Here is a 26884-nt window from a genome sequence, read left to right as displayed (position 1 = left end):
GATCCTGAGTTTTCCGCACATTGCCGGCGCCGGCCATGGCTGAGGAGAACGACTTTCAGCCCCGGCCAGGCCGCATCCGCTCGTCGCGCAGCCAGCGGGCAAAGCCCTTCATCGCCCAGGCGCTCGCCGCCGCTCAGCGCGCCGGCGGCGGCGTCTCGCGGCAGGGTCTGCTACGGAGTGGTAGCCGCTCGACCTTCGGCCGCGGCCGAGTCGCCGCCATCCGGGCGAACCACCTGCTCACGGGCCGCTCGCGCCTGGTGACGGTCAAGGCCCGCGTCGTCCGTCACTCCGCGCGTTCGGCGCCGCTTGGCGCCCATCTCGGCTACCTCCGGCGCGAGGGGGTCACCCGGGACGGGGAGAAGGCCCGGCTGTTCGGTCCGGAGACCGAAGACGCCGATCCCAAGGCCTTCGCCGAGCGGAGTGAGGGCGACCGCCACCACTTCCGCTTCATCGTCTCGCCCGAGGATGCGCCGGAGATGTCCGACCTCAAAGGCTACGCCCGCGAGCTGGTCGGCCAGATGGAGAAGGATCTCGGCACCAAGCTCGATTGGGTCGCCGTCGATCACTGGAACACGCAGCACCCGCACGTCCACATCATCGTGCGGGGTGTCGCGGATGACGGCCAGGACCTCGTCATTTCCCGTGATTACATCAAGGAGGGGATGCGCGCCCGCGCCCAAGACCTGGTCACCCAGGAGCTGGGTCTGCGCAGCGATCTCGATATCCGCCGCGCGCTCGAGCGCCAGGTGGACGCCGAGCGCTGGACCCAACTCGACCGGCAGCTTTTGCGCGACGCCGGCCGGCAGGGTGTCATCGACGTCGCGCCCTCTCCTGGCCAGGAGCCCGACCTGTTCCAGTCGCTGAAGGTCGGACGCCTCCGGCATCTGGAGAGTCTCGGCCTCGCGCATCAGCTCGGGCCCGGCCAATGGACGATGGACGAAGCCGCCGAGACGACGCTGCGCGAACTCGGCGAGCGTGGCGACATCATCAAGCGCATCCATCGTGGCTTGCGAGAGCGCGGGATCGAACGCGCAGCCGCGAGCTACGTGCTGGCCAGCGAGAGCCTCGATGTGCCCGTCATCGGCCGGCTCGTGGATCGCGGTCTCGACGATGAGCTGAAAGGGACCGCCTATGCCGTCGTCGACGGGGTGGACGGCCGCACTCACCACATCAAATTCCCCGACCTCGACGTGACCGGCGATAGCGCGCCGGGCTCCGTCGTCGAGCTGCGCAAGTTCGACGATGCACAGGGCCGCCGCCGCGTGGCGCTGGCCGTGCGGTCGGACCTCGCCGTCGAGGATCAGGTGACGGCCAGCGGCGCGACCTGGCTCGATCGACAGGCGGTGTCGCGTGATCCCGTGGCGCTGGGTCAGTCGGGTTTCGGCGCCGAGGTCCGCGTCGCGATGGACCAGCGAGCTGAACAGCTCATCGAGCAGGGCCTCGCCGAGCGCCAAGCGCGCGGCATCACCTTCTCCCATGGCCTGCTCGGCACGCTGCGGCGCCGGGAGGTTGACGCCCTGGGCGAGCGGCTCGCCGCCGAGACGGGCCAGACGTTCAACCAGGCCGCCTCTGGCGAGTACGTAGCCGGGTCGTACCGTCAGCGCTTCGCCCTCGCCTCTGGACGCTTCGCCATGATCGACGACGGTCTCGGCTTTCAACTCGTGCCCTGGACCCCGTCCCTGGAAAAGCAGCTCGGCCGACACGTCTCCGGCGTCGCGCGCGATGACGGCGGCGTCGACTGGGGCTTCGGCCGCAACAGAGGGCTTGGCCTCTAGCGAGTCTTTCCAACCGAGGGCTCAGGTTCACCAAACCAGCGCGTTGCTGCCTGGCGAAAGCCTTCATCATCTTCGGTGCCGTCGATCGCCCAGGCGACGAAGCCGTCGGGGCGGACGAGCACCACGCTCAATCCAAGCCGGTTCTCGGCATCGGTCGAAACGGTGTTGATCCTCCCCTGCCAGCGTTCCGCGAGCGCCCGTAGCGGCGCGCCGGCGTCGAAATCCAGCAGCAGCCCCTTTCCGTCCCGCAGAAGGCGGCCGAGCCTGAGCCCGTCCGTCAGCGCGAAGTCGGGAACGCTCCGGCCCACGAGCGGATGTCGACCGCCGAGGTCATAGCGCAGCGATACGCCCCATAGCTTTTTGGCGAAGTAGGTCGCGCCGTCGCGCGTCCCGATGAGATCGCGGATGATCTCCGCCAGAGCGCGCGTGCCCGGGGTAGGACGCATGAGCGCGACCTGCGCGCGCGACCAGTCGAGGATGCGTGCGCCCTCGGGATGTCGTTCCGTAAAATAGCTGTCGAGGAGGTCGGCCGGCGCATCGCCGCGGATCGTGGCCGCCAGCTTCCAGCCCAGGTTCATCGCGTCGCCGAGGCCGAGATTGAGCCCCTGGCCGCCGAGCGGAGAATGTGTATGGGCGGCGTCGCCAGCAAGCAGCACCCGGCCGTTACGATAGGCTGCCGCCTGACGGGCGCGGTCGGTCCAGGTGGTCGCGAGCCGGAGCGCGGTCACGGTGACGCCCGTGCCGGAAACGCGGCGTAGCACCGCCTGCACGTGATCGAGCGTGATCGGCTGGGTCCGGTGGAAGGCACCGCCGTCGAAGTCGACCATCGCGATCGTGCCGGGCTTCGCGTAGGTGTACATGCCCGTCGGCGTGTAGGTGCGTCCGGTGCAGAGTGCGTCCGGGTCGGCCAGTTCCACCTCGACCGAGTAGCCGGTGAATTCAGGATCGGTACCGACGAACTCAAAGCCGGCGGCCCTGCGCACCGTGCTGCGGCCGCCATCGCAACCGATCAGCCAACCCGTATGGAAATTCTGGCCGGTGGCGCGGACGATCACGCCTTCGTCGGTCTGCTCGAAACCCTCGACCGCAACGCCGCGCCTGATCTCCGTCCCCGTCGCGATCGCTCGGACGGTCAGAAGGTTTTCGAGGGACTGCATGTCCACCGCGAGATTTAATCCGGTCGAGCTCGGCAGCCGGTAAGGCCACTGCGAGGCATCGACGTCCTCGTGGAAGAACTGGATCCCGGCGAAATGGCCCGCGGCCCGGCGTGACTGCCGCTGCTGTATCCAATGGGCGGATGCCTTGGTCGCGCCAGACGCGGCGTTCGTCTGGCTCGCAGCTTTGATATCGTCGAGCAGGTCACGCCGGTCGAGGGCCTCGAGCGTCGGCGTCGACAGACCGCGCATGCCGAAGGGCAGGACTTTCAGTGGCGAATGCGGATCGTCGGCCTGTTCGAGGACAAGTACGGAAACACCCGCGAGCCTCAGCTCACAGGCGAGCAACAGCCCGACCGGGCCGGCGCCGGCGATGATAACGTCGTGGGTGTGGGTATGGGAGATCGGCATGTCACGCTCCTGTGTCGATGGTGTTCGACCGGAGCGTTCCTCGCGTTGGAGACCGCACGGACGAACGGCCGGGCGCCCTCAGAGCGTCCGATGTTCGTCGTGGGGATCTCGGCACGAGGCCAAAGACCAGAGCTTTCGTTACCGAAAGGACTTGGGCTGACCAGACCAAGCCTGCCTTTTCCGACGTGTAAACTGTAAAGGAGCTTCCCGGGGCCCGCAACGGTTATCCGGGGGGGCAGCGTGGAGACCCAGGCGGCTTTGCTTTGCCACCTGGTCCCATGATCGCTTCCCGACGTCGGTCTGTTTCGCGTCCCAGCTAACGGCGAGACTCATGGCGATGACTACTCTTCATCGAGAGCAGTCGTTCTACCGAGCCAGGTTTATTCCGCCTCGGCCATCCACTGCACCGCATCCTCGCCGGCCGGGATCCTGAGCGGCGCGTGCGGGTCAGTGGCCGCCCGCCAGACCGCCACAGCCACATCGGCGGCATGCGTCACCGGACCGGTGTCGTCGCGGAAACGGGCGATCATGCCTTCGATCAGCGGCTTGTAGTCGGGGTTATCGAGCCCGCGCAGATGCGGCATGGCGTTGTTGCCGAAGTTCGTTTCCGGCGAGCGGCCGGGGAGCACAATATGCACACGCACGCCGAACGGCTCCATCTCGACCGCGAGGCTCTCGGTGAGCGCGTTCACCGCCGCCTTGCTCGCGCGATAGACGCTGACCAGCGGCAGCGGCTTGAGCGTCACCGTCGACGTGACGTTGATGACCACGCCGGCGCGGCGCTCGCGAAAGCCGGGCAGGACCGCCTGCAGCATCGCCAGCGTGCCGAGCGTGTTGGTCTCGAACAGCTGCCGCGCCGTTGCCGGTTCGATCAATTCGATCGGTACGCCGGCGCCGAACCCGGCATTGTTGACCAGCACGTCGATCTCGCCGGCCTGCCCGAGCGCGCGGGCGATGCTGCCCGGATCGGTGACGTCCAGCGGCAGGACGACGAGATTGGCGGACGCGGGCAGAATGTCGGTCTTGGGCTGGCGCATCGTGGCGACGACCCTCCAGCCCTTCTCGAGAAACAGTTTCGCGGTTTCGAGGCCGAAGCCCGTGGAACAACCGGTGATAAGGACGGTGGGCATGGAAGCACTCCACACTTGTTGGCGACCATCGGGATATGGCGCAGGTCGGTAAGACGGCCTATCGTCTGAAGTCCGCAATCCATTTGCGATCGTCCTGTCATGACCGTCGACCCGCTTGCCGAGATCGTCACCCTGCTCCAGCCCTCGGCCAGCTATTCCAAGCTCGTCGAATATGCCGGCCGGTGGCGCCTCCGCCGCGACATCGAGGGCAAGCCGGTGTTCTTCGCGGTGCTGGAAGGCGAGTGTCGGGTCGTGTCGTCCGGCCGGCCGCCGATCATCGTTCGGAAGGGTGATTTCGTGCTGTCGCCCGTGACCAAGGATCATGTCGTCGAGAGCATCGAGGCGCCGCCGCACGGGATCGCGATGACGCCGACGGAGATCGGCGAGGGACGCTTCCGGGTCGGGCGGCCCGGCGAGCCCGTCAATCTCAGGATGCAGGTCGGGGTCTGCAGCTTCGCCTCGCCCGACGCCGCCCTGCTCGTTTCGCTGCTGCCGGCTATGATCGTCGCCCGCGACGAGCCGCGGCTCGCGCTGCTGCTTCAGTTGGTGGGCGACGAGACGCGCCACGCCCGCCCGGCGCGGGAGCTGGTGCTGGAGCGCCTGCTCGAGGTGCTGCTGATCGAGGCGCTGCGATGTGGCGCTGACATCCTATCGGCGCCGAGCCTGGCGCGGGGGCTGTCGGACGACCGCCTGGTGTTCGCCTTGCGGGCGATGCATGCGCGGCCAGCCCATGGCTGGACCGTGGCCGATCTCGCCGCCGAGGCGGCAATGTCGCGGTCAGCCTTCTTCGCGCGCTTCAACCGCATCGTCGGATTACCGCCGATCGAATATCTGCTGACTTGGCGCATGGCGCTTGCCAAGCGGCTGCTCCGCACGCGGGAGCTGGCGATCGAGCATGTCGCCGCGCAAGTCGGCTACGCCTCGGCGAGCACGTTCAGCACCGCCTTCACCCGCCATGTCGGGATGCCGCCGATCAGATATGCCCGGGCGATGCTCCCAGCCTAGACGGCGACTAGCGCCGCGACGGCGGCGGCGAAGCCGAGGCGGCGCCGATGCCGAGCAACAGCGCGGCCCGTAGAGGCCGGCCGCCTATCCGACGATTGGGGCGCCGATCGGTGTGCCTGCCAGCGCGATGCCGCCGCTCATCGCTGGTTCGGTCGAGTGCCCTGGCCATGCGTTGGCGATCAAATATATTTACCAGGGTATAATTGACCGTGCCATTTTATTCCGGGTAATAATCCTCGCCTTGGATGGCCAATGTCCGGCGAAGCTTCAAAACCCTGTACCGCGTTCGAGGGCGAGCACCTGCTCCTGAGGGGGCCGCTGCTCGAAGTGGCGTTGGCAGTCAAAGCGGCCAGCGACTCGGGTGCTTCGACACTGGTCCTCGTCTTCGACGACAAGACGGGCCAAGTCATCGACCTGGATCTTCGTGGCACGAAGGCGGACATCATCGATCGGCTCTCGCGACCGCTAGAAACCTATGTGGGCCGGTATCGATCAGCGCCGACGGAACCAGCCGGATCTTCGCCTGCGGATCCGGAATCGAGAGCGCGGGGCCGGCCCAAGTTGGGCGTGGTTTCGCGCGAGGTGACGCTGCTGCCGAGGCATTGGGACTGGTTGGTCACGCAACCGGGAGGCGCCTCGGCGACCTTACGGCGGCTCGTCGAGGACGCGAGGCGAACGGCTGGTCCCGGTGCGAGCCGTCGCGCCGTCCAAGAGGCGGCTTATCACTTCATGCTGGCGATGGCAGGCAATCGGCCGGGCTACGAGGAGGCGACGCGCGCGCTCTTCGCCGACGACCGATCGAAGCTGGAACAGTCAATCGCGGCGTGGCCGGACGCAATTCGCGCTCACATTCTGGACCTGGCCTTCGGGGGCCGGGCCGCTTCCCGCGATTGAACGGAGGACACTATGACCGCGCACGCCAGCGGCCCGCATCTCGAGCCGACACAAGAATCGGGCCTGCGCTTTATCCAGCGCGACATCGGCGGCCCGGTGCTCATGCTCAACCTGCTGCGCTTTCGGGCGACAGCGGATTACACCGATCATCCCGACCTGGCGCCGGCGGCTCCCATCAGCGGCGCGGACGCTTTCGACAGCTACATTCGGTACACGCTTCCCTTTCTTCGCGAGAGCGGCGGCGATGTCGTCTTCCTGGGGGCCGGCGGACCCTTCCTGATCGGTCCGGATGATGAACGGTGGGATTTGGCGATGCTCGTCCGCCAAAGCAGCGTCGCTTCATTTCTGAGCTTCGCCACGAACGAGGCATACCGAGCGGGGCTCGGCCATCGCGCGGCCGCGATCGAGGACTCGCGTCTTCTTCCCCTGACCGAGCTGCCTTTGCCGGCGCAATCTCGAAGGAGCGAACCATGACCATCGTGAGCGCCAACGGCATCGAGTTGGCCTACGACAGTTTCGGCGACGAGAGTCGCCCAGCTATCCTGTTGATCAGCGGACTCGGCACCCAGATGATCCGATGGACGGCGTCATTTTGCGCGGCGCTCGTCGACCGCGGCTATCGCGTCATCCGCTTCGACAACCGGGACTCTGGGCGCTCGACTCATTTCACCCAATCCGCGCCTCCGGATTTCAGCATGCTGGGCGCGGCGCTGGCGGCTGGCAAGCGCCCCGATGTGCCCTACACCCTCTATGACATGGCCGCGGACGCCGTAGGATTGCTGGATGTTTTGTCGATCACTCGCGCTCACGTTGTTGGGCGATCGATGGGCGGGATGATCGCGCAGGTCATGGCGAGCGAATATCCTGATCGGGTCTTGTCCCTGACCTCGATCATGTCGAGCACTGGCAATCCGTCCCTCCCGCAGGCCGCACCCGCGGTGATGGCGGCGATGATGGGCCCCGGGCCCGACCCCTTTGCGGACGAGGAAGGTTTTCTCGTGCATAGCTCGGCCTTCGCGCGTCTGATTGCCGGAACCGGCCGCGCTTTTGACGAGGGCCAACACAGAACGCTCGTGCGGGAGGAATTACAGCGCGACTACGATCCGACAGGCGCGGGACGACAGATCGCTGCTATGGCGGTCGCCGGCGATCGGCGTTCGCGCCTGGCGACGATCTTGGCGCCGACGCTCGTCATCCATGGCAAGGATGATCCTCTCATCCCTCCGGCCTGCGGCGAAGATACCGCCGCCTCGGTGCCACGTTCCGAACTTATGATGGTAGAGGGCATGGGACACGAACTGCCACCACAGTTATACGGATTGGTGGCTGAGGGAATCCAACGGACGGCCCAAGCCGCCCAAGACCGGACGCCAATCTCGTCATAGTATCCTGACCTCCGGCCAACTACCTACGCGCCTTTAAGTCTTTTTGCGCCGTATCGCGCTGGGCTTCCCCTTCACAAGTATCGGACTTGCAATTCCCAAACCGGCTCGACGAATTCATGGAGCCGAAGGGAATTACGATGCCTGCGACCAAGATTCTCTGGGGTCAAATCATCACCGTCTTCGCCATCGTCTTGCTGGCGATCTGGACCGCTACCGAATGGACGGCCTGGCGGCTCGGCTTTCAGCCCGAGCTGGGGCGGCCCTGGTTCGAGATCCTACACTTCCCGTTCTACCTCCCTCCGGCCTTCTTCTGGTGGTGGTACGCCTACGACGCCTATGCGCCGTCGATCTTCATCGAGGGCGCCTACATCGCATCATCCGGCGGGCTCATCGCCGCGACCGCCGCCATCGGCATGTCAGTCTGGCGCGCGCGCGAGGCGAAGAACGTCGAGACCTACGGCTCCGCACGTTGGGCGCAACCGAAGGAGATCGCCGAAGCTGGCCTGCTCGGCCCCGATGGCTTGGTGCTGGGCCGCCATGACCGCAGCTACCTCCGCCATGATGGGCCGGAGCATGTGCTATGCTTCGCGCCGACCCGATCAGGCAAGGGCGTCGGCCTGGTCATCCCCTCGCTCCTGACCTGGCCGGGTTCGGCCATCGTTCATGACATCAAAGGAGAGAACTGGCAGCTCACTGCGGGCTTCCGGGCGCAGCACGGCCGCGTGCTGCTGTTCGACCCGACCAATGCGAAGTCGTCAGCCTATAATCCACTGCTCGAGGTCCGCCGCGGCGAGTGGGAGGTCCGCGACGTCCAGAACATCGCCGACATCCTGGTCGACCCGGAAGGCAGCCTTGAGAAACGGAATCACTGGGAAAAGACCAGTCACGCGTTGCTGGTCGGCGCCATCCTGCACGTCCTCTACGCCGAGGAGGACAAAACGCTCGCCGGTGTTGCGTCCTTCCTCTCCGATCCCAAGCGGCCGATCGAGTCGACGCTCTCGGCGATGATGCGAACGCCGCACCTCGGCGAGGCTGGCATCCATCCCGTCGTCGCTTCTGCCGCGCGCGAGCTGCTGAACAAATCCGGCAACGAACGGTCCGGCGTGCTGAGCACGGCCATGTCGTTCCTCGGCCTCTATCGCGATCCAGTTGTGGCCGAGGTGACGCGTCGTTGCGACTGGCGGATCGGCGACATCGTGGCCAGTGATCGGCCGACGACGCTCTACCTCGTCGTGCCGCCGTCCGACATCAACCGGACCAAACCGCTCATCCGCCTGATCCTCAACCAGGTCGGCCGGCGGCTGACGGAGGACCTGCAGGCCAAGGCCGGGCGACGCCGTCTCCTCTTGATGCTCGACGAGTTCCCGGCGCTCGGCCGCCTCGACTTCTTCGAATCCGCGCTCGCCTTCATGGCCGGCTACGGCATCAAGAGTTTCCTGATCGCGCAGTCGCTGAACCAGATCGAGAAGGCCTACGGCCCCAACAACTCGATCCTCGACAACTGTCATGTGCGAGTCAGCTTCGCGACCAACGACGAGCGGACGGCAAAGCGGGTCAGCGACGCGCTCGGCACCGCGACCGAGATGAAGGCGATGAAGAACTATGCCGGCAGCCGACTGTCGCCCTGGCTCGGCCACCTCATGGTCTCCCGCTCGGAGACCGCGCGCCCGCTGCTGACGCCAGGCGAGGTGATGCAGCTCCCGCCCACTGACGAGATCGTCATGGTGTCGGGCGTCCACCCGATCCGCGCGAAGAAGGCGCGCTACTACGAGGATGAACGGTTTCAGGAGCGCATCATGGCGCCGCCCGTGCTCACGCGACCGAAGGAGGGGCGGCCAGATGATTGGAGTTCGCGCCCGCTGCCGCCCCGACCACCGGCGCCGGCTGAAGTCGATGGCGAGGACACCGACGACGAGGATCCGAAGAACACTGACCGGCGCAAGCAGCCGGAACTCAGCCAAGGCTCCGTCGAGAAGCAAGCTCCGATCGAGAATGAGTTCGCGCTCGATCAGGTCGACGAGATGGAGGAGGACGCGCCTCGCATCGGCCGCATGAACGACCTCATGCAGGGCCTCGCCCAGCAAGCCTCGCTCGATCCCGGCGACGATCTGGGGATGTGAGGCGCTGATGGTCACGGCAAAGAAGAAGGCCCAGCTTTCCGTCTACCTCGACCCGGATGTCATGCAGGCCTTGTCGGCCTATGCCGCGCGCCGGGACCATTCGATGTCGCTGATCGCCGAAGCCGCGATCGCGTCATTCCTGTCGCCGGATGCGGACGAGCGGAGGGAGGCCGCTATCGCGAAGCGGCTCGACCAGCAGGATCGGCGCCTGGCGCGGCTTGAACGCGATGTCGGTATCGGTGTCGAGACGCTGGCGCTGTTCATCCGCTTCTGGCTCAACACGACGCCGCCGCTGCCGGAGCCGGCGGCCAAGGCCGCTCGTGCGCAGGCCGGGGCGCGCTATGACAATTTTGTCGCCACGCTTGGCCGGCGTCTGAACGAAGGTCCGAAGCTAAGGCAGGAGATCGCAGAAGACACGGTCGAGCGGACTGTGTGCGACTAAGATCGGCGATCAGGGTCGGACGATAGATTCGTTGCGGACGCCACCGAGATCATGCGATGCCGTGTGGGCCATAGAGGTGCTGCGCGCGACCGCATAGCGCTACTTCTCTCTGATCGCGTAACGCCTTTCGCGCTTGAGGAAGGCGACGTCGCCGCCTTCCAGTATATTGCAGACCTGTTGACGCATGCCGGTCTCGGGGGGGTGGTTCTCTTCAAGAGAACCGGAATTGTAGCTGATGATGGGAAGGCCGTTCTCCTGCTTCTCGCCGGTGGCGACGATCACCTGCTCAGAATCAGAGTTCACGACGAGATTCGGGTTGTGTGTGATGACGATGATCTGTCGCCTCACCTTTGCCAGCCGAAAGTATGGAGTCAGAAGGTTATAGATTGACTCGTTGTCGAGGTTCTCGTCGGGCTGGTCGACAACCAGCGGCCTGCTGTCCTCGATATCCATGCCGAGATAGAGGATCAGGAGCACGATGCCCTTGGTGCCGGGGGACAGGCTTTCTAGTTCGGCGCCGTTAAACTTGAGGCCGTATTCGAGGCGAATATGGCTGACCTCATAAAGCCAGTTCAGCACATCCTGAAGCGTGACGCCGTTCCGGACGTAGCTCTTCCACGGCAGCTCCTTCTTCCTGAATTCACCCATGAAGATTTCAAAGGCAGTCCGGATCCGCTCCGGATCGCCGCTCGCCCATGCCGGGAGAAGGATGCGGTTCGCCGCCTTGCCTAATTGCTCGACGCTGCCGTAAGGCACGGCGCGCCGTTGGTCGAACAGAGCCGCGCCGCGCTCGATCCATGTGGAAACGTCAGCCGCCCAGCGGATGGCGAACTCAAGTTCCCTGCCCTTTAGAAGGGCCTGTTTGGTCAGACGCTCCCTGATCGGATCGTAAAGCCCCTGAAGCGCTTGCTGTTCCAGCTTAAGGTTTGCGAAGTACGCCACATAGGCGTCGAGACGCTTGGTCCCGAAAGTCGCGATCTGAGCCGAGCCGTTTTCTTCGACGTTCTTGATCTCGGCATTGAGCCGTTCGACCTCGGTGTTGATAACGGCGACGCGGTTCTGAATCTGCTTCGTTCGCTCCTGGCGCGCCTTGTCCGCGGTCTCCCGTTTCATCAGCTCGTCTATCTCTGCCAGAAGCTTGCGGATCGTGCCAGCAGCTGGAGGTTCGCCGCCCTCGACCACAGCGATGGCTTCGTTGACGGCCTTCTCTCGCGCGGCTAGCGGCGGCTCGATCTCGGCGGGGAAATCTGGCCGGAACTTCTTCCATTCGCCTTCGGGCACACCGACCTCACGGAGCGTCGGCTGTAACTGTTCGAAGAACCGCTCCATCTGCACTCCGAACGCGCCGGTGCGGGTCCGGATGTCTGCGATACGCTGAAGGTTCTGCTTGTGCGCAGCTACGCCTTGCTGGGCCTTAGTCAGCTCCTGCCGCTTCTGCTGCAATTCCTCCTGAACCTTGGCTTCGGCCTCCGAGGCAGGCGCGGGCAATTGCTTCAGTAGACCCTCCCGCTCCTCGGTTAAGGTTTTGACGCGTGCCTGCTTCTCTGGGGTCTTGGCAATCAGGTCCCGCAACGCGCATTCGTCGCGAATGACCGCATACATCTCGTCCCGCAGACGGTTGCCCTCTTCGCGGACACCCTCGGTCTTGATGAGCCGCAGTTCCTCGAAGTCGGACGCGTTCAGCGTGTCGGTCGGGTCGAGGTAGTGGAAGACGACCTTCTCGATTTCGCGGACCAGCTCCTTGGTGATGCCGTCCTTAGCGCAGATGCGCTCGACATAGTTCTGTGAGAGGTAGTGGACCTCATTCGTGGGACGGCGATCCCGACCGACTATGCCTTCCGATGTATGACCGTCAGCCCAATGAAGAGTGACTTTCATGCCGTCGAGGTGGCCGCTGGAACGTTTGAGGAAGCAGTCCTTTTCGGCAGGATCCCAGCTTCCAGCAGCGAACGCGATCAAGTCGGCAAGCGCCGATTTCCCCGATCCCTTCTGGCCGATGATCGAAACCATCCCCGCATTGAGTGGAATGGACACGTCGGAGAACCATCCCTTGCCGTCGCTCAAAGTAACGCGGGAGATGACGCGCGCCTCGTCATAGTACACCGGCGGCGAGGCACCGATGTAGACGCGGTCCGCGGGCTCGTGGAGGATCTGGCGCAAGCCTTCGAACGTGGTGTCGGCCTTGATCCAGCAATAGCGAAGCTCGCACTCCGCCGGCACCGCTGCGCAATCGTGGCCCTTTTTGCCCCTCTTCGCGCAGGGGTGCCCGATTTCGGGATAGCCGTGGCAATCAGAGCCGTGGACGCAGGGCTTGAGCGTCTTGAACTCCCTGAGGAAATGCTCTTCGCCGTCGGTGTATTGCGGCTCGCGGGCCAGCGCCCAGTTGCGCGTGGCGGGGTTGCCCGCGAACAGCGCATCGGAACGCTGGATCAGCAGCTTGCGAGTATGATGGTCCTGTGAGTCCCACTTGAGCTTGGGTAGATCTTCGTCCGCCACGACGCAAAACAGGAATTTATCCTTGAACCTGCTGTCCTGAAGCGCCTGAAGGATATGGTTGTCGTCCACCACGGCGTTGGTCATGCCGACGAACAGCGCGTCCCCCTGTTCACCAAACGGTGGATGCTCCTTGATGAGCCGCTCGCCGAACTGCCGCAGATTTTCGACCTTCAGCTTGTGCGTCTCGGCGGTCGCCTGCGGCTTGGCCTGATTGGTGAAGGTCAGGTCGTGTAGGAAATTCTCCTCGATGTCGCGGATCGCCACCTCGTCCGACAGGATGACGTGGCAATTGATGCGATTCGGCCCGACGAGCGTTCTCAGGCGGAACTCGATATTGGGGAGGACGCGCATCCCCGCGATCTGTTCGATCTCCTCCGCGCTGAACAGTGCCTTCAGCTTGGCAGGGTTGGCGAGGTAGTCCTCCTTGACCTTCTTGTAACCGTCTATGGTGAAATAGTCGGTGAGGCCAATGACGGCGATGCCCTTAGTGAGCGCCATCCGGAAAAGGTTCTGGACGTAGACGTCCCAGTCGCTGCCGAACTGGTTGTTGAGGTGCGACGCGGGGGTGTGGACCTGAAGATCCCATTTGCGCCACTCGGAACCGCGCGGCCCAACGTCCTTGTATTCTTTCATTTATTCTGGACACCTCCCGCACGTCGAATAGCACAGGTTGACATCCGGCGGGAGCCTCAATCCCGCGATCGGTCGCAGCGCCCCTGCATGCAGCAATCCTAGCAGTCGATCTCTGGCTACGGATTGTGGAAACCGAGCCGCGGCGAAGGTCGGACCGGCTCCAACAACCGGACCCTCCCAGGGGCACTGATACATTGAAAGCTGACGGCTTGAGCAACTTAGAACCAATGCCGGCATCGATGGAGAATCACTTCGCACCCAGCAAGTCTTTTTTCCCTGCGCTACGCTGGCCTCCTACGCCGCCTGAATACTTGTTGAACTGCCCTATTTCCTGCCTTTTCTAATCATCCCCGTCGCCAATCGCGCGTCGCGATTGGCCAATGACGGGGACGATCGTGGCGGCAGCTCCGCTCCATTCCGAGGCCTTCTCACGCGGCGCGCGCATGCTGCGCACCGCGCTCGGCCCGGCGATCGCCGCCTTCCTCGAAGACCCGTCGATCGTCGAGGTGATGCTCAATCCCGACGGCCGGCTCTGGATCGACCGGCTGTCGGGTGGCCTCGAAGATAGCGGTCGCACGCTGTCGCCCGCCGATGGCGAGCGGATCGTGCGCCTGGTCGCGCACCATGTCGGCGCCGAGGTCCACGCGGACAGGCCGCGCGTCTCGGCCGAGCTGCCCGAGACGGGAGAGCGGTTCGAGGGGCTGTTGCCGCCCGTCGTCACAGCGCCGGCCTTCGCGATCCGCAAGCCCGCCGTCGCAGTTTTCACCCTCGACGATTACGTCGCCGCCGGCACTACGACCGCTGGCCAGGCGGCCGCCCTGCGGGCCGCCGTCGCGACGCGCAAGAACATCCTCGTCGCCGGCGGCACCGGCACCGGCAAGACGACGCTCACCAACGCGCTGCTGGCCGAGATCGCCGGCACGAGCGACCGCGTGGTGCTGATCGAGGACACGCGCGAGCTGCAATGCCGGGCGCCCAACTTGGTCGCGATGCGAACCAAGGATGGCGTCGCCTCGCTGTCCGACCTCGTCAGGTCGTCGCTGCGCCTTCGGCCCGATCGCATCCCGATCGGCGAAGTCCGTGGCGCTGAAGCGCTCGACCTCCTGAAGGCGTGGGGCACGGGCCATCCGGGCGGGATCGGGACGATCCACGCCGGCACTGCGCTCGGCGCGATCCGGCGTCTGGAACAGCTTATCCAGGAAGCCGTCGTCACCGTCCCCACTGCGCTCATCGCCGAGACCATCGATCTCATCGCGGTGCTGCGCGGCCGCGGCGGCGAACGCCGCCTCTCCGAACTCGCCCTCATCGCCGGTCTCGATCCCGCTACCGGCGATTACCGCGTCCAACCCGCCGAGGCGGGCGGCGATCTCGGAGACCAATCATGATCCGCGTTCTCGCCACTACCCGCCGGTTGCACCGGCGCGCCCTCGACGTGATCACCTTCGCGGCGCTCTCGCTGGCATTCGCACCGGCGGCCTATGCCTCCGGCTCCTCCATGCCTTGGGAGACGCCGCTCAACTCCATCCTGGAGTCCGTGCAAGGCCCGGTCGCGAAGATCATCTCGGTGATCATCATCACGGTGACCGGCCTGACCCTCGCCTTCGGCGACACCTCTGGCGGCTTCCGCCGGCTGATCCAGATCGTCTTCGGTCTCTCGATCGCCTTCGCAGCGTCGAGCTTCTTCCTCTCGTTCTTCTCCTTCAGCGGTGGGGCGCTGGTCTGATGGCCGCGATCGTCGACCCGGACGTGCCCGGCTTCTTCGCGCCGGTCCATCGCGCGCTCACCGACCCGATCCTGATGGGCGGTGCGCAACGGACCGTCGCGATCGCCAACGGCACCTTGGCGGCGGCGATCGCGCTCGGCCTCCGGCTCTGGATACCCGGCGCGCTCCTCTGGGCCGTCGGGCACGCCGCCGCCGTCTGGGCGGCGAAACGCGATCCGCAGTTCGTCGACGTGGTGCGCCGCCACCTTCGTTACCCGGCTCATCTCGGCGTCTGAGGCTGCTATGCTGAACCTTGCCGAATACCGCGATCGCCCTGCCGGCCTCGCCGACTTCCTACCCTGGGCCGCGCTCGTCAAAGAGGGCGTCGTTCTCAACAAGGACGGGTCGTTTCAGCGCACGGCCCGTTTCCGTGGGCCGGACCTGGACAGTGCGACCCCGGCCGAACTTGTCGGCGTCACGGCGCGGTTGAACAACGCGCTGCGCCGGCTCGGCTCGGGCTGGGCGATCTTTGTCGAGGCGCAGCGGATCGCCGCTCAGACCTACCCGCACTCGACCTTTCCCGATCCGGCCTCGGCCTTAGTCGATCTCGAACGCCAGGACGCTTTCGAGGAAGCCGGAGCTCATTTCGAGAGCCGCTACTACCTGACCTTCGTCTGGCTGCCCCCCGCCGAGGACGCGTCCCGGATTGAGGGTTTTCTTTACGAGGGCCGTTCGCAGAGCGGCGTCGATCCCTGGGAGTTGCTACGCGGCTTCGTCGATCGGACTAATCGCGTCCTGCAATTGGTCGAGGGCTTCATGCCCGAGGTCGCTTGGCTCGATGACGGCGACACACTCACCTATCTGCACTCGACCATCTCGACCCGCCAGCAGCGCGTCCGCGTCCCCGAGACGCCGATGCACCTGGATTCGCTTCTGGCCGACGAGCCACTCGCCGGCGGCCTCGAGCCGCGGCTCGGCTCGCATCATCTGCGGACGCTCACCGTGGTCGGATTCCCGACCGCAACCCACCCCGGCATCCTGGACGAGCTGAACCGGCTCGCCTTCCCGTACCGCTGGTCCACTCGCGCGATCCTCCTCGACAAGACCGAGGCGGTGAAGCTGCTGACCAAGATCCGCAGGCAGTGGTTCGCCAAGCGCAAGTCCATCGCCGCCATCGTCAAGGAGGTGATGACCAACGAGGCCTCGACGCTGGTCGATAGCGACGCCGCCAACAAGGCGGCCGATGCAGACCTGGCCCTGCAGGAGCTGGGCTCCGACGATGTCGGCCAGGCCTATGTCACCGCGACCGTCACCGTCTGGGACGAGGACCCCGGTCTCGCGGCCGAGAAGCTTCGCCTGATCGAGAAGGTGATCCAGGGCCGCGACTTCACCTGCATGCCGGAAGGGGTGAATGCGCTGGAGGCCTGGCTTGGGTCCATCCCGGGCCATGCCTATGCGAACGTCCGCCAGCCGCCGGTCTCGACGCTGAATTTGGCGCACATGATCCCGCTGTCGGCGGTGTGGCCCGGCCCGGCCCGCGATGAGCATTTCCAGGCACCTCCGCTGCTGTTCGGCAAGACTGAGGGGTCTACGCCGTTCCGGCTGAGCCTCCATGTTGGCGACGTCGGCCACACGCTGATCGTCGGGCCGACCGGCGCCGGCAAGTCGGTGCTGCTGGCGCTGATGGCGATGCAGTTTCGCCGCTATCGCAACAATCAGATCTTCGCCTTCGACTTCGGGGGCTCGATCCGCACCGCCGCGCTCGCCATGGGCGGCGATTGGCACGACCTCGGCGGCAGCCTGTCGGCCGGGTCGGAGCATTCCGTGTCGCTCCAGCCGCTGGCGCGGATCGACGACCAGGCCGAGCGCGCCTGGGCGGCGGAATGGGTGACGGCGATCCTCGCCAAGGAAGGCGTCACGATCGACCCGACCGCCAAGGAGCATGTCTGGTCGGCGCTGACGTCGCTCGCGTCCTCGCCGGTGGGCGAGCGCACGATCACAGGCCTCGCGGTGCTGCTGCAATCGACGGCGTTGAAGCAGGCGCTCCAGCCCTATTGCGTTGGAGGTCCCTTCGGCCGGTTGCTCGACGCCGAGAGCGAGCAGCTTGGCTCGGCGTCAGTTCAGGCGTTCGAGACCGAGGGGCTGATCGGCGCCGGCGCGGCGCCCGCCGTGCTCACCTATCTGTTCCACCGCATCGAGGGCCGCCTAGACGGCCGGCCGACGCTTCTGATCATCGATGAGGGCTGGCTGGTCCTCGACGATCCGGCCTTCGCGCAGCAGCTTCGGGAATGGCTGAAGACGCTGCGCAAGAAGAACGCCTCCGTCGTCTTCGCCACCCAGTCGCTCTCCGACATCGACGGCAGCAACATCGCGCCCGCCATCGTCGAGAGCTGCCCGACGCGCATCTTCCTGCCGAACGAGCGCGCGATCGAGCCGCAGATCACGGCGATCTATCGGCGCTTCGGTCTCAACGACCGCCAGATCGAGATCCTCGCGCGGGCGACGCCGAAGCGCGACTACTACTGCCAATCCCGCCGCGGCAATCGCCTGTTCGAACTCGGGCTTGGACCCGTCGCGCTCGCCTTCTGCGCCGCATCCTCCAAGCAGGACCACGCCGCGATCGAGCGCGTCATCGCCGAGGCCGGCCGCGACACCTTCACGCCCACTTGGCTCGCCGGTCGCGAGCTTCTGTGGGCCGCCGATCTCATCCCCAAGCTGACCAACCTGGAGACGTCATCATGATCAAGCTGCGCCATCTGGCGGCGGCAAGCGCCGTCGTCCTGTCCCTGGCCGTCGCCGTGCCGCCGGCCTCGGCGCAATGGATCGTCTACGATCCGACCAACTTCAGCCAGAACGTGCTGACGGCGGCGCGTGAGCTGCAGCAGATCAACAACCAGATTCAGATGTTGACCAATCAGGCGACGAGCCTGGTCAACCAGGCGCGCAATCTCGCCAACCTGCCGATGTCGACGCTGACCCAGCTTCAGTCGTCGATCGCACAGACCCAGTCGCTGCTCGGTCAAGCGCAAAACATCGCCTTCAACGTCCAGCGGATCGAGCAGGCTTATTCGACCAGCTATGGCAGCGCAGCGGGCACGGGCTCGACCACGACGATGGTCGCCAATGCTCAGCAGCGCTGGCAAAATTCGGTCGCGGCCTTCGAGGACAGCCTGAAGGTTCAGGCGGGCGTGGTCGGCAATATCCCGACCAATTCCAGCGCCATGACCTCCCTGGTCACAGCCAGCCAGAGCGCGACGGGTGCGCTGCAAGCGGCGCAGGCCGGGAACCAGCTTCTGGCCCTGCAATCCCAGCAGCTCTCCGACGTCGTCGCCGTGTTGTCGGCGAAAGGTCGTGCCGACGCGCTGGAGCAGGCGCGCGTCGCCGCAACCGAGGCGCAAGGCCAGCAGAACTACAAGACATTCTCGACGCGCAGCGGCTACCAGCCTGGCAACGTCACCATGTTCAGCGGCAACTGAGGCGCGCTGATGCTGGGCCGGTCGGACATCTTCCGCGCCGCCGCGATCGTCGCTCTGATCGCGTGCTTCGCCGCGACCCTTTTCGCGATCAACCGGCGTCCCTCGACGCCCGTTGTCGAGCCCCTTCCGACCGTCCCGGCTCCAGCCACCGATGACCTTACGGCCGAGCTGCGCCGATGCAGCGCGCTCGGTCCCACGGATGCCGTGGATGCGCGTTGCGAGGCGGTCTGGGAGGAGAACCGCCGGCGCTTCTTCGGCAGGCCGGCGCGGCCGCTACCGCCATCGCCCCCGGGCGCCGTCGCGCCGGCCACCCCCTCTTCAGGAGAGGCGCGATGAACAACGTCGGCGTCATCGACACCTTCCTCAACACGTTCACGACCTACATCGATTCCGGCTTCGGCCTGATCAAGGGCGAGGTCGCCTATCTGTCATCGACGTTGATCGTCATCGACATCACATTGGCGGGCCTGTTCTGGGCATGGGGCGCCGACGAGGACATTCTCCAGCGCCTGGTGAAGAAGACACTCTACATCGGCTTCTTCGCCTTCATCATCACCAACTTCAACAACCTCTCCGCCATTGTCTTCAACAGCTTCGCGGGCCTCGGCCTGAAGGCCGGCGGCTCGACGATCTCGACCGCCACATTTCTGCAGCCCGGCCATCTCGCCCAGGTCGGTCTCGACGCTGGCCAGCCGCTGCTCGACGCCGCGAGCCAGATGATTGGCTTCACCAGCTTCTTCGCGAACTTCGTCCAGATCGCGGTCCTGATGGTGTCGTGGCTGCTGGTGCTGATCGCCTTCTTCATCCTGGCGGTGCAGCTCTTCGTCACGCTGATCGAGTTCAAGCTGACGACGCTCGCCGGCTTCATCCTGATCCCCTTCGCCCTCTTCAACAAGACCGCCTTCCTTGCCGAGAAGGTGCTCGGCAACATCGTCGCTTCCGGCGTGAAGGTGATGGTGCTCGCTGTCATCGTCGGAATCGGCACCGGCCTCTTCTCGCAGTTCACCCAGACCTATGCCGGCGGCCAGCCGACCATCGAGCAGGCGCTGTCCGTCGTGCTCGCGGCGCTGGCCATGCTGGGCCTCGGCATCTTTGGGCCCGGCATCGCCACGGGTCTCGTATCCGGCGCGCCGCAACTCGGTGCAGGCGCTGCCGTCGGCACCGGCCTTGCCGTCGCCGGCACTGCCATGGCCGGCGCTGGCGCGCTCGGCCTGGCCGGAAGAGGAGCGATGGCGGCTGCGTCGGGCACGGCTGCCGCCGCCCGTGGCGGCGCTGCGATGGCCGGCGGCGCATCCTCGGCCTACAGCCTGGCCTCGGCAGGCCGGTCCGGCGCTTCGGGCGTGGCCGCCGGCCTCGGCGGTGTCGGCCGGGCCGCCGCATCGTCTGCGACAGCGCCCATTCGGCGCGCGGCGGGCCGTGCCGCCGGCTCGATGCGTGAAAGCTTCGCCGCCGGCGCCCGCTCCAGTTTCGCGGTCACCGGCGGCTCATCCACCCAAGGCACGGTTGGCGGCGAGCAGAAGGCAAGCGGCAGCGGCGCGACCGATGCCGGCTCGAACCCGTCAGGCCCGCCCGCCTGGGCCCGCCGCATGAAGCAGAACCAGTCGATGGCGCGCGGCGCCCAGACCGCCGCCCAGGTCCTCAAGTCCGGCGATAGCCATGGCGGCGGCCATTCCGTCGATCTCTCGGGAGAATAGACAATGGCGCTCTTCCGCCGATCCACCGTCCGTTACGGCCGCACGCCGGAACCCGAAACGCCCTATCAGCGCGCTGCGCAGGCGTGGGACGATCGCATCGGCTCGGCCCGCGTGCAGGCGAAAAACTGGCGCCTGATGGCCTTCGGCTCGCTGGCGCTCTCGATGGGCCTCGCTGGCGGCCTCGTCTGGCAATCGACCCATGGCAGCATCGTCCCCTGGGTGGTCCAGGTCGACAAGCTGGGCCAAGCGCAAGCGGTCACGGCCGCCACGCCCGACTATACCCCTAGCGATCCCCAGATCGCCTGGTATCTCGCCCACTTCGTCGAGATGGTCCGCTCGCTGCCGGCCGATCCCATCATCGTGCGGCAGAACTGGCTCCAGGCCTACGACTTCACCAGCACCTCAGGATCCCAGGCGCTCAACGACTATGCCCGCGCGAACGACCCGTTCGGCAAGCTCGGCCATCAGCAGATCGCCATCGACGTCTCGAGCGTCATCCGCGCCTCGCCGTCGAGCTTCCGCGTCGAGTGGGTCGAGCACCGCTACCAGGACGGCGCGCTCGCCGACAACTCGCGCTGGACCGCGATCCTCACCGTCGCGATCCAAACGCCAACCTCCGCCGACGTGCTCCGCAAGAACCCGCTCGGCATCTACGTCACCGCCATCAACTGGTCGAAGGAGCTGGGACAATGACCCCGCCGATTTCCATGGAAGCCGGCGGTCCGGCTTCACGTCTTTCAGTCTCTCAGCAGAAGCGGGAAGGAGGCATTGCGCCTTTCCGTAAAGCCGGCCTTGCGGCTTTGCTGCTCTCCGTCTCAGCGCTCGGCGGCTGCGCGCATAAGTTCATCCCGCCGGACATCAACTACGACAGCGCCGTACCGGCGAAGCTCACCGTCGATCCGCCCGCGCCGGTCAAGATCGTCGAGCTGCCGAAGCCCTTGCCGCTGCCCGGCCAGTTGAAGCCGCTCAACACGGGTAAGCCCGTCCCAGAAGCGCCCGATCCCGCCGTGCGCGTCAATCAGGCGAATGCGGCCGCTCGCATCCAGCCAGTCCGCAATGGCTTCATCAACGCCGTGCAGGTCTATCCCTATTCGGCGGGCGCGCTCTACCAGGCCTACACGGCGCCCGGCGAGATCACCGACATCGCCCTGCAGGAGGGCGAGCAGCTCGTTGGCACAGGTCCGGTCGCGGCCGGCGATACGGTGCGCTGGATCATCGGCGACACCGAAAGCGGCGCGGGTGCGACCAAGAAGGTCCATATCCTCGTGAAGCCCACCCGGCCCGAGCTGGTGACGAACCTCGTCATCAACACCGATCGTCGGACCTACCTGCTGGAGCTGCGCTCGACCGAGAAGACCTACATGGCCTCGGTCTCCTGGCAGTACCCGGAAGATCAGCTCATCGCGCTGCGCCAGCAGAATGCCGCAGCCGAGACGGCCGCGCCGATCGCCACCGGCGTCGACCTCGCCGCGATCAACTTCCGCTATGCGATCGAGGGCGATAGTCCCGCCTGGCGGCCGCTGCGCGCCTTCGACGATGGCCAGAAGGTCTTCATCGAGTTCCCGTCGGGCATCCGCCAGGGCGAGATGCCGCCGCTCTTCGTCATCGGTCCAGCCGGCGGCTCCGAGCTGGTGAATTACCGGGTCAGGCAGAACTACTACATCGTCGATCGCCTGTTCGCCGCGGCCGAGTTGCGCCTCGGCGATAAAGACAGCGAGCGGCGGGTCCGCATCGTCCGCACCGACGGAAGGCCGCGGTCATGACGGACGAGCCGGAAGAACAACAGCCGGCGCCCACGCCCGTCGTGCCGCCCGACCTCCGCCTTAGGGGCGAACGGCCACGCGTCACCCGTCTCTCGCGCAAGGTGCTGATCACGCTCGGCGGGATGTCCGCGCTCGCCGTGGCCGGCGCGCTCGGCTACGCGCTCCAGACCCACAACAAGCGACAGCCGGGGCAGGAGCTGCTCAGCACTCAGAACCGGCCCTCGGCCGAGGGCCTGGCCGGACTGCCGAAGGACTACACCGGACTGCCGCGCCAAGCCCCACCGCTCGGGCCGCCGCTGCCCGGCGATCTCGGCAAGCCGATCCTGAATACCGGCGCCGCATCGAACACAACCGCTCCGGCACCCACGCCCGATCCCGCGGCCCAGCGGCTTGCGCAGGAGACCGAGGCAGCGCGCGTCAGTCGCCTCTTTGCTCAAACCAACCAGCAGCCGCAGCCGGTGAGCCTCGTCTCTCCGCACGCGACTGCGACACAGAGCGGTCCGACGCCCACGCCGCCTGTTGACGCTGGCTCGGCGCAAAACATGCAGGATCGCAAGTCCGCCTTCTTGAACGCCACGCCGGACAAGCGCACCGTCAGTTCCGACCGGCTCGAAGCCAAGGCCTCACCCTATGTCGTGCAGGCCGGAACGGTGATCCCGGCGGCGCTCATCACCGGCATTCGATCCGACCTTCCCGGCCAGATCACCGCCCAGGTGACCGAGGCCGTCTACGACAGTCCGACCGGGCAGTTTCTCTTGATCCCGCAGGGTGCGAAGCTGATCGGCCAGTACGACAGCTCGGTCGCCTTCGGCCAGAGTCGCATCCTCCTGGTCTGGACGCGCATCATCATGCCGGACGGCAATTCCATCGTGCTCGAGCGCCAGCCTGGAGCCGACACGCAGGGCTATGCCGGGCTGGAGGATGAGATCGACAACCATTGGGGCATGCTGTTCAAGGCCGCCGTGCTCTCGACGCTGCTCAGCGTCGGCGCCGAGGCGGGCACGAGCCAGGATGAGAACAACTTGGTGCAGGCGATTCGCAGCGGCGCCTCCACCAGCATCAGCCAGACCGGCTCGCAGATCGTCCAGCGCCAACTCAACATCCAGCCGACGCTCACGATCCGTCCCGGCTTCCCCGTCCGGGTCATCGTGACGCGAGATCTGGTGTTGGCACCCTACGGACAAGGAGGAGCGCCATGACCAAGCTGAAACTCGGACCCCTCACAGAGGACAAGCCCGTCAAAGTCAGTGTTGAACTTCCCGCTGGAGTCCACCGCGATCTCGTCGCCTATGCTGAGACGCTTGGCAGGACAACAGGTCAAGCTGTGCCCGATCCGGTGAGATTGATTGTCCCGATGATCACGCGATTCATGGCGACCGATCGAGCGTTCACCAAGGCTCGGCGCGACCAGAGTCAGATCAGGGGCTGATCGGCGGAAAGATCAGGATAGCGTTCGCGTAGCATCTCCAAGAACGTAGACAGGGACGGATTGCTGTTTGCTTGCCGCCAATAGGCCCGGAAAGTGAAGCGCATCGGTCCGTCCAAATCATGCACCTCGCGAAAGCTCACGCGGCTTTGGGCGGATCCGATCGCCCCTTCGAGCGCCAGCAGAAGACCCCAGCCGAGGCTGACCAACGTTAGCAGGCGGTCGAGGCTTACGTCGTGTCGAAAGAGGCGCAACGAGTCGGACGCGCCTCCCTTGCTGCGTAGAAGCTTGTTGAACTCCGGTCCTGGGCCACGTGACGGTAACAGCAGTGGCTCCCGCTTCAGATCGTGCCAATGCACGACCTCCTGGTCATTGAACGGGTGAGTGTCGGGCACCGCCACGACCACGCGCTCGCTCCAGACCGACAATGACCTGTCTTGCCAGCTCGGTTCGCTCTCAGCCACGAATGCGACATCAATCGTTGCATCGGCGAGGTCAGAAATTAGGTGTTCACCTGAACCGTCGACCAGTTGAGCTTCCACTTCCGGGAAGCGCCGTCTGTATTCGATCAGCGTCGCCCGTAAATTGCCCGCGGCCAGGGAGGTATGAACCCCGATCGTCAACCGGCCACTCTCACCGCGCGATCGGGTCTTCAACCGGACAGTGATCGCATTCACTTCTTCGATGATGCGTTTCGCCGCTTCGAGAAACTCTTGGCCTTCGACGGTTGGTCGCGTTCCACCGTTGGTGCGCTCGAAGAGCACTGACCCGAGGCAATATTCGAGATCTCGCAAGCGACGGCTAAGAGTGGACTGACGAATATTGATGGCTTCTGCTGCCTGTCTTAGGCTGCGATGCTGAGACGTAATGACTGCCAATCTCAAATCTCGAAACTCGACGAGGTCCGTCGAGGCTCGTGCCGGAACTTCCGCATCAACATCCTTAGTCCGCGGGGGCGGCTTTCTCTCACCCCCTGCCTGTGCGGCCCGCCGTCGCGCTGGCTCGCTATCAGACATCAGAGCCTATTGATTCGTTGAGGGTTGGGAAAAAAGGTTCAGCAAGCTGTAAGGAGCGCTTTCGTCGAAGCACAGCTTCAGGTTCCGCTCCGCCTCCGCGGCAGCGGATGCGCTTCTGCGAAACAACTCTGCCTCATAGGCGCGCAGCGCGGCTTTCATATCTCCAGCATTTGCAGCTATGGCTTTGCCGAGTTCAGCGCCATCCAACATCGCGAGGTTTGCCCCTTCCCCCGCGAAGGGCGACATCAGGTGTGCTGCATCGCCGAGGAGAGTAACGCCAGGGACTCGGCCCCAGGTGTGATCGATCGGAAGCGCATAAATCTTGCGCGGTATGGGGTCAGTCTCACCATCGGTAATGAGCGCTGTCAGTTCAGGAGCCCATCCCTCGAATTCCTCCGCGACCCGCGCCAAAGCGGTGCTCGCATCCGAGAAATCGATACAGTTCAGCCAGTCTTCTGGTTTGTTCAACGCCACATAGGTGTGCAGCACACCATTCGCCTCACGGTGAGCGAGGATTCCCTTCTCCGGAGCAAGTGCGAACAAGGCGCCGGCGCCAACTGCTTCGGCGCTGGCCGTGTGACGGATGTCGGCGTCGAACAGGTAGGTTTCGATGAATGAAGTTCCGACGTAGGCCGGTCTCGCCTCAGAAAGAAGCGGCCGAATCTTCGACCAGGCGCCATCGGCGCCCACCAGCATGTCGCTTTCTACGGTCCGGCCATCGCTGAAAGTCAGCAGATGCCGTCCGCTCCCGAGCGAGGACACCGACGCGAGCCTGTATCCCCATTGGATTGTATCGGCTGGAAGCGAGTTGAGCAGGAGCCGCCGCAAGTCCCTCCGCTGAACCTCGGGGCGGTTACCTGTCCCGTCATCGGGTTCATCCAGCAAGACGGTCCCGTACTTATCGAGCACACGCGTCGCCTCGCCACCAGCGTGGATGATCGCGGTGAATTCATCGAAAAGGCCCGCGGCCTTGAGCGCGACCTGACCGTTGTAGTCGTGAATATCGAGTTGGCCGCCCTGCGCCCTCACGTCGGGCGAGACTTCCGCCTCGTAGATCGTCGAAGCGATACCGTGAACGTGGAGAACGCGAGCGAGCATGAGGCCGCCGAGTCCGGCGCCTATAATCGTGATGGGAGTATTCATGCGCCCTCCACGGGCCAGAGCTTCAATCGCTGAATAACTTCAACCATCGCCTGTGCGAGGCGCTTCGACCCGTTCACGCTGGGATGCGTATCGTCGGGGGCCGCGTATTTGGCCGCGAGGCGAGAGGGATCTGATTCAGAGCGAACCGCGGCATCAAAGTCGACGACTACGTGGCCCGACGCCCGAATCCACGCGTTCAATGCGATGCGCATGTCTTCTCGTTCGGGTTCAGCCAGCAGTTCGGGTGCGAGTGGCGTCACGGTTGCGAGGATGACCTGCAGTCCTGCTGCCTGGGCGCGGCCGATGAGTTCCTGATATCCCGCGATCAATTGATCGATTGAAGGCATTTCAGCCATGGGCGTAATTCGACCCGGAAGGCCCCAATCGTTGCTGTTATAGGCGATTACCAGATGGGTGGCGCCGGCGGTTCCGAGCACATCCTCATCGAAACGAGACAATCCCGACCGCCCCCACGAAGGCGTCGACGGTGGTGCATCCAGACGAATGCGGTTGCCCGCAATACCCCGGTTTACGACGGCGATTTTCGCGTCGGCCGGAAGGAAGGCCGCCGTGTACTGCGGCCACCCCATGGCTGTGCTCGAACCCCCGAGGGCCACAATCACCGCCTTCGCCTCAACCCCGGCGACCTCGATCGTCCGCAGAAATGGACCTCCCGGAGGCAGCGACCAGCCCGTTCCATCAGGCTCGTCCTCCGCCCCGGTATTCGCGGCCGGAAATTCTCGGGATTCATCGATGGTTTCCGGCGACCCGCCTTCAAGCGGGAACGGGCACGCGCCCGCCAAGTCCCCGGGTGAAGATCGGCTAAACCTGAATCCGGCCGCCGTAGTATAGGGTGTCGGCTCGGGAAGGTAGAGATCGACGACGATCTCGTCACTGTGGCGGACGGTCAAGCCGATGGGATCGGTCCACCGGGACGCGCCGGGCGGGATCTCAGTTGAGGAGAGACCGTCAAACGCAACTTTGGAGAAACGGTCGCCGATCCCGATCGCACCCCGTCCGATCCGAACGGGCCCATCGCCAAAACGATTGCTCAATTCCACGCGAACGCGGCTGCCGCCGAGGCTCGCCGGCACGGTCAGGCGAACCGTGACATTGGTGAAGCCTCGCTCGTCCGCCTCGCCCCGAAAGTCGGTGACGGCTTGCGTCCATGTCGCGTACCACGGGGTCGCTTCAGTCATGGATTTATCCTTTCTTCCGA

General features: G+C 65.2%; 24 protein-coding genes. 18 read left to right on the top strand and 6 right to left on the bottom strand.

Annotated elements, in window-relative coordinates; all coding sequences use genetic code 11:
- The first annotated feature begins 35 nt into the window (after window positions 1-35).
- On the top strand, window positions 36-1775 hold the full coding sequence (locus J2D73_RS03940; RefSeq protein ID WP_207879554.1) for a relaxase/mobilization nuclease domain-containing protein: 1740 nt from the start codon (window positions 36-38) through the stop codon (window positions 1773-1775).
- On the opposite strand, the gene J2D73_RS03935 is transcribed toward J2D73_RS03940, so the two are convergent.
- Together J2D73_RS03935 and J2D73_RS03930 are read right to left on the bottom strand one after the other, a co-directional pair.
- Window positions 1772-3340 (bottom strand): FAD-dependent monooxygenase, encoded by a 1569-nt coding sequence (locus J2D73_RS03935; RefSeq protein ID WP_207879553.1) that lies wholly within the window; start codon window positions 3338-3340, stop codon window positions 1772-1774. The genes J2D73_RS03940 and J2D73_RS03935 overlap by 4 nt on opposite strands.
- A 380-nt stretch (window positions 3341-3720) precedes the next feature.
- The gene (locus J2D73_RS03930; protein ID WP_207879552.1) at window positions 3721-4470 is read right to left on the bottom strand and encodes an SDR family oxidoreductase; all 750 of its coding nucleotides are present in this window, start codon (window positions 4468-4470) and stop codon (window positions 3721-3723) included.
- A gap of 99 nt (window positions 4471-4569) precedes the next feature.
- Here J2D73_RS03930 and J2D73_RS03925 point away from each other — a divergent pair, with 99 nt between their 5' ends.
- The 6 genes from J2D73_RS03925 (at window position 4570) to J2D73_RS03900 (ending at window position 10316) form a co-directional block, all read left to right on the top strand.
- Entirely contained in the window at window positions 4570-5475 is a 906-nt protein-coding gene (locus tag J2D73_RS03925) for a helix-turn-helix transcriptional regulator (RefSeq protein WP_207879551.1), read from the top strand.
- 252 nt (window positions 5476-5727) lie between these two features.
- Window positions 5728-6369: a DUF2239 family protein gene (locus J2D73_RS03920; protein WP_207879549.1), complete on the top strand. Its 642-nt coding sequence runs from the start codon at window positions 5728-5730 to the stop codon at window positions 6367-6369.
- A 12-nt stretch (window positions 6370-6381) separates the two neighbouring features.
- On the top strand, window positions 6382-6843 hold the full coding sequence (locus J2D73_RS03915; protein WP_207879547.1) for a DUF1330 domain-containing protein: 462 nt from the start codon (window positions 6382-6384) through the stop codon (window positions 6841-6843).
- Window positions 6840-7754 (top strand): alpha/beta fold hydrolase, encoded by a 915-nt coding sequence (locus J2D73_RS03910; RefSeq protein WP_207879545.1) that lies wholly within the window; start codon window positions 6840-6842, stop codon window positions 7752-7754. The genes J2D73_RS03915 and J2D73_RS03910 overlap by 4 nt, the downstream gene beginning before the upstream one ends.
- Window positions 7755-7891: 137 nt before the next feature.
- Window positions 7892-9874: a conjugal transfer protein TraG gene (locus tag J2D73_RS03905; protein ID WP_207879543.1), complete on the top strand. Its 1983-nt coding sequence runs from the start codon at window positions 7892-7894 to the stop codon at window positions 9872-9874.
- Window positions 9875-9881: 7 nt separating this feature from the next.
- Complete coding sequence (locus J2D73_RS03900; protein ID WP_207879541.1) at window positions 9882-10316, top strand: CopG family transcriptional regulator; 435 nt, start codon at window positions 9882-9884, stop codon at window positions 10314-10316.
- A gap of 99 nt (window positions 10317-10415) precedes the next feature.
- Here J2D73_RS03900 and J2D73_RS03895 read toward each other — a convergent pair whose 3' ends face one another.
- Window positions 10416-13445: a TrlF family AAA-like ATPase gene (locus J2D73_RS03895; protein WP_207879539.1), complete on the bottom strand. Its 3030-nt coding sequence runs from the start codon at window positions 13443-13445 to the stop codon at window positions 10416-10418.
- A gap of 380 nt (window positions 13446-13825) precedes the next feature.
- On the opposite strand from J2D73_RS03895, the gene trbB reads away from it, so the two are divergent.
- From trbB to J2D73_RS03840, 11 genes are read left to right on the top strand one after another with little or no spacing between them, the layout of a single operon-like run.
- Window positions 13826-14830, top strand: a complete 1005-nt coding sequence (gene trbB / locus J2D73_RS03890; RefSeq protein ID WP_243429617.1) for a P-type conjugative transfer ATPase TrbB — start codon at window positions 13826-13828, stop codon at window positions 14828-14830.
- Entirely contained in the window at window positions 14827-15168 is a 342-nt protein-coding gene (locus tag J2D73_RS03885; RefSeq protein WP_243429616.1) for a TrbC/VirB2 family protein, read from the top strand. Before trbB ends, J2D73_RS03885 begins: the two co-directional genes overlap by 4 nt.
- Window positions 15168-15443 (top strand): VirB3 family type IV secretion system protein, encoded by a 276-nt coding sequence (locus J2D73_RS03880; RefSeq protein WP_207879537.1) that lies wholly within the window; start codon window positions 15168-15170, stop codon window positions 15441-15443. The genes J2D73_RS03885 and J2D73_RS03880 overlap by 1 nt, the downstream gene beginning before the upstream one ends.
- Before the next feature lie 7 nt (window positions 15444-15450).
- Window positions 15451-17889: a conjugal transfer protein TrbE gene (trbE, locus tag J2D73_RS03875; protein WP_207879534.1), complete on the top strand. Its 2439-nt coding sequence runs from the start codon at window positions 15451-15453 to the stop codon at window positions 17887-17889.
- Window positions 17886-18623, top strand: a complete 738-nt coding sequence (gene trbJ, locus J2D73_RS03870; RefSeq protein ID WP_207879532.1) for a P-type conjugative transfer protein TrbJ — start codon at window positions 17886-17888, stop codon at window positions 18621-18623. The genes trbE and trbJ overlap by 4 nt, the downstream gene beginning before the upstream one ends.
- A gap of 9 nt (window positions 18624-18632) precedes the next feature.
- Window positions 18633-18959, top strand: coding sequence for a putative entry exclusion protein TrbK-alt (gene trbK-alt / locus J2D73_RS03865; RefSeq protein WP_207879530.1), 327 nt, complete (start codon window positions 18633-18635; stop codon window positions 18957-18959).
- Window positions 18956-20317, top strand: coding sequence for a P-type conjugative transfer protein TrbL (trbL, locus tag J2D73_RS03860; RefSeq protein WP_207879529.1), 1362 nt, complete (start codon window positions 18956-18958; stop codon window positions 20315-20317). Before trbK-alt ends, trbL begins: the two co-directional genes overlap by 4 nt.
- A 3-nt stretch (window positions 20318-20320) precedes the next feature.
- A complete protein-coding gene (trbF, locus tag J2D73_RS03855; RefSeq protein WP_207879527.1) occupies window positions 20321-21010 on the top strand; it encodes a conjugal transfer protein TrbF in 690 nt (229 codons plus the stop codon).
- Window positions 21007-22080 carry a P-type conjugative transfer protein TrbG gene (gene trbG / locus J2D73_RS03850; RefSeq protein ID WP_207879526.1) on the top strand — a complete coding sequence of 358 codons (1074 nt, stop codon included), beginning with the start codon at window positions 21007-21009 and terminating at the stop codon, window positions 22078-22080. The genes trbF and trbG overlap by 4 nt, the downstream gene beginning before the upstream one ends.
- Complete coding sequence (locus J2D73_RS03845) at window positions 22077-23279, top strand: TrbI/VirB10 family protein (RefSeq protein ID WP_207879522.1); 1203 nt, start codon at window positions 22077-22079, stop codon at window positions 23277-23279. The genes trbG and J2D73_RS03845 overlap by 4 nt, the downstream gene beginning before the upstream one ends.
- The gene (locus J2D73_RS03840) at window positions 23276-23509 is read left to right on the top strand and encodes a DUF2274 domain-containing protein (protein WP_207879520.1); all 234 of its coding nucleotides are present in this window, start codon (window positions 23276-23278) and stop codon (window positions 23507-23509) included. The genes J2D73_RS03845 and J2D73_RS03840 overlap by 4 nt, the downstream gene beginning before the upstream one ends.
- Here the strand turns inward: J2D73_RS03840 and J2D73_RS03835 are convergent.
- Genes J2D73_RS03835 through J2D73_RS03825 form a run of 3 tightly spaced genes read right to left on the bottom strand, consistent with a single transcriptional unit; the run spans window position 23494 to window position 26864 of the window.
- A complete protein-coding gene (locus J2D73_RS03835; RefSeq protein ID WP_243429615.1) occupies window positions 23494-24522 on the bottom strand; it encodes a LysR family transcriptional regulator in 1029 nt (342 codons plus the stop codon). The genes J2D73_RS03840 and J2D73_RS03835 overlap by 16 nt on opposite strands.
- A 6-nt stretch (window positions 24523-24528) precedes the next feature.
- On the bottom strand, window positions 24529-25665 hold the full coding sequence (locus J2D73_RS03830) for an FAD-dependent oxidoreductase (protein WP_207879516.1): 1137 nt from the start codon (window positions 25663-25665) through the stop codon (window positions 24529-24531).
- The gene (locus tag J2D73_RS03825) at window positions 25662-26864 is read right to left on the bottom strand and encodes a GDSL-type esterase/lipase family protein (RefSeq protein ID WP_207879514.1); all 1203 of its coding nucleotides are present in this window, start codon (window positions 26862-26864) and stop codon (window positions 25662-25664) included. Before J2D73_RS03825 ends, J2D73_RS03830 begins: the two co-directional genes overlap by 4 nt.
- Between the last annotated feature and the right edge of the window lie 20 nt (window positions 26865-26884).

Source organism: Acetobacter sacchari (assembly GCF_017377715.1).
GTDB lineage: Bacteria > Pseudomonadota > Alphaproteobacteria > Acetobacterales > Acetobacteraceae > Acetobacter > Acetobacter sacchari.
The sequence above is the reverse complement of the archived record's forward strand: the minus strand, read 5'-3'. Positions and strand labels throughout refer to the sequence as shown.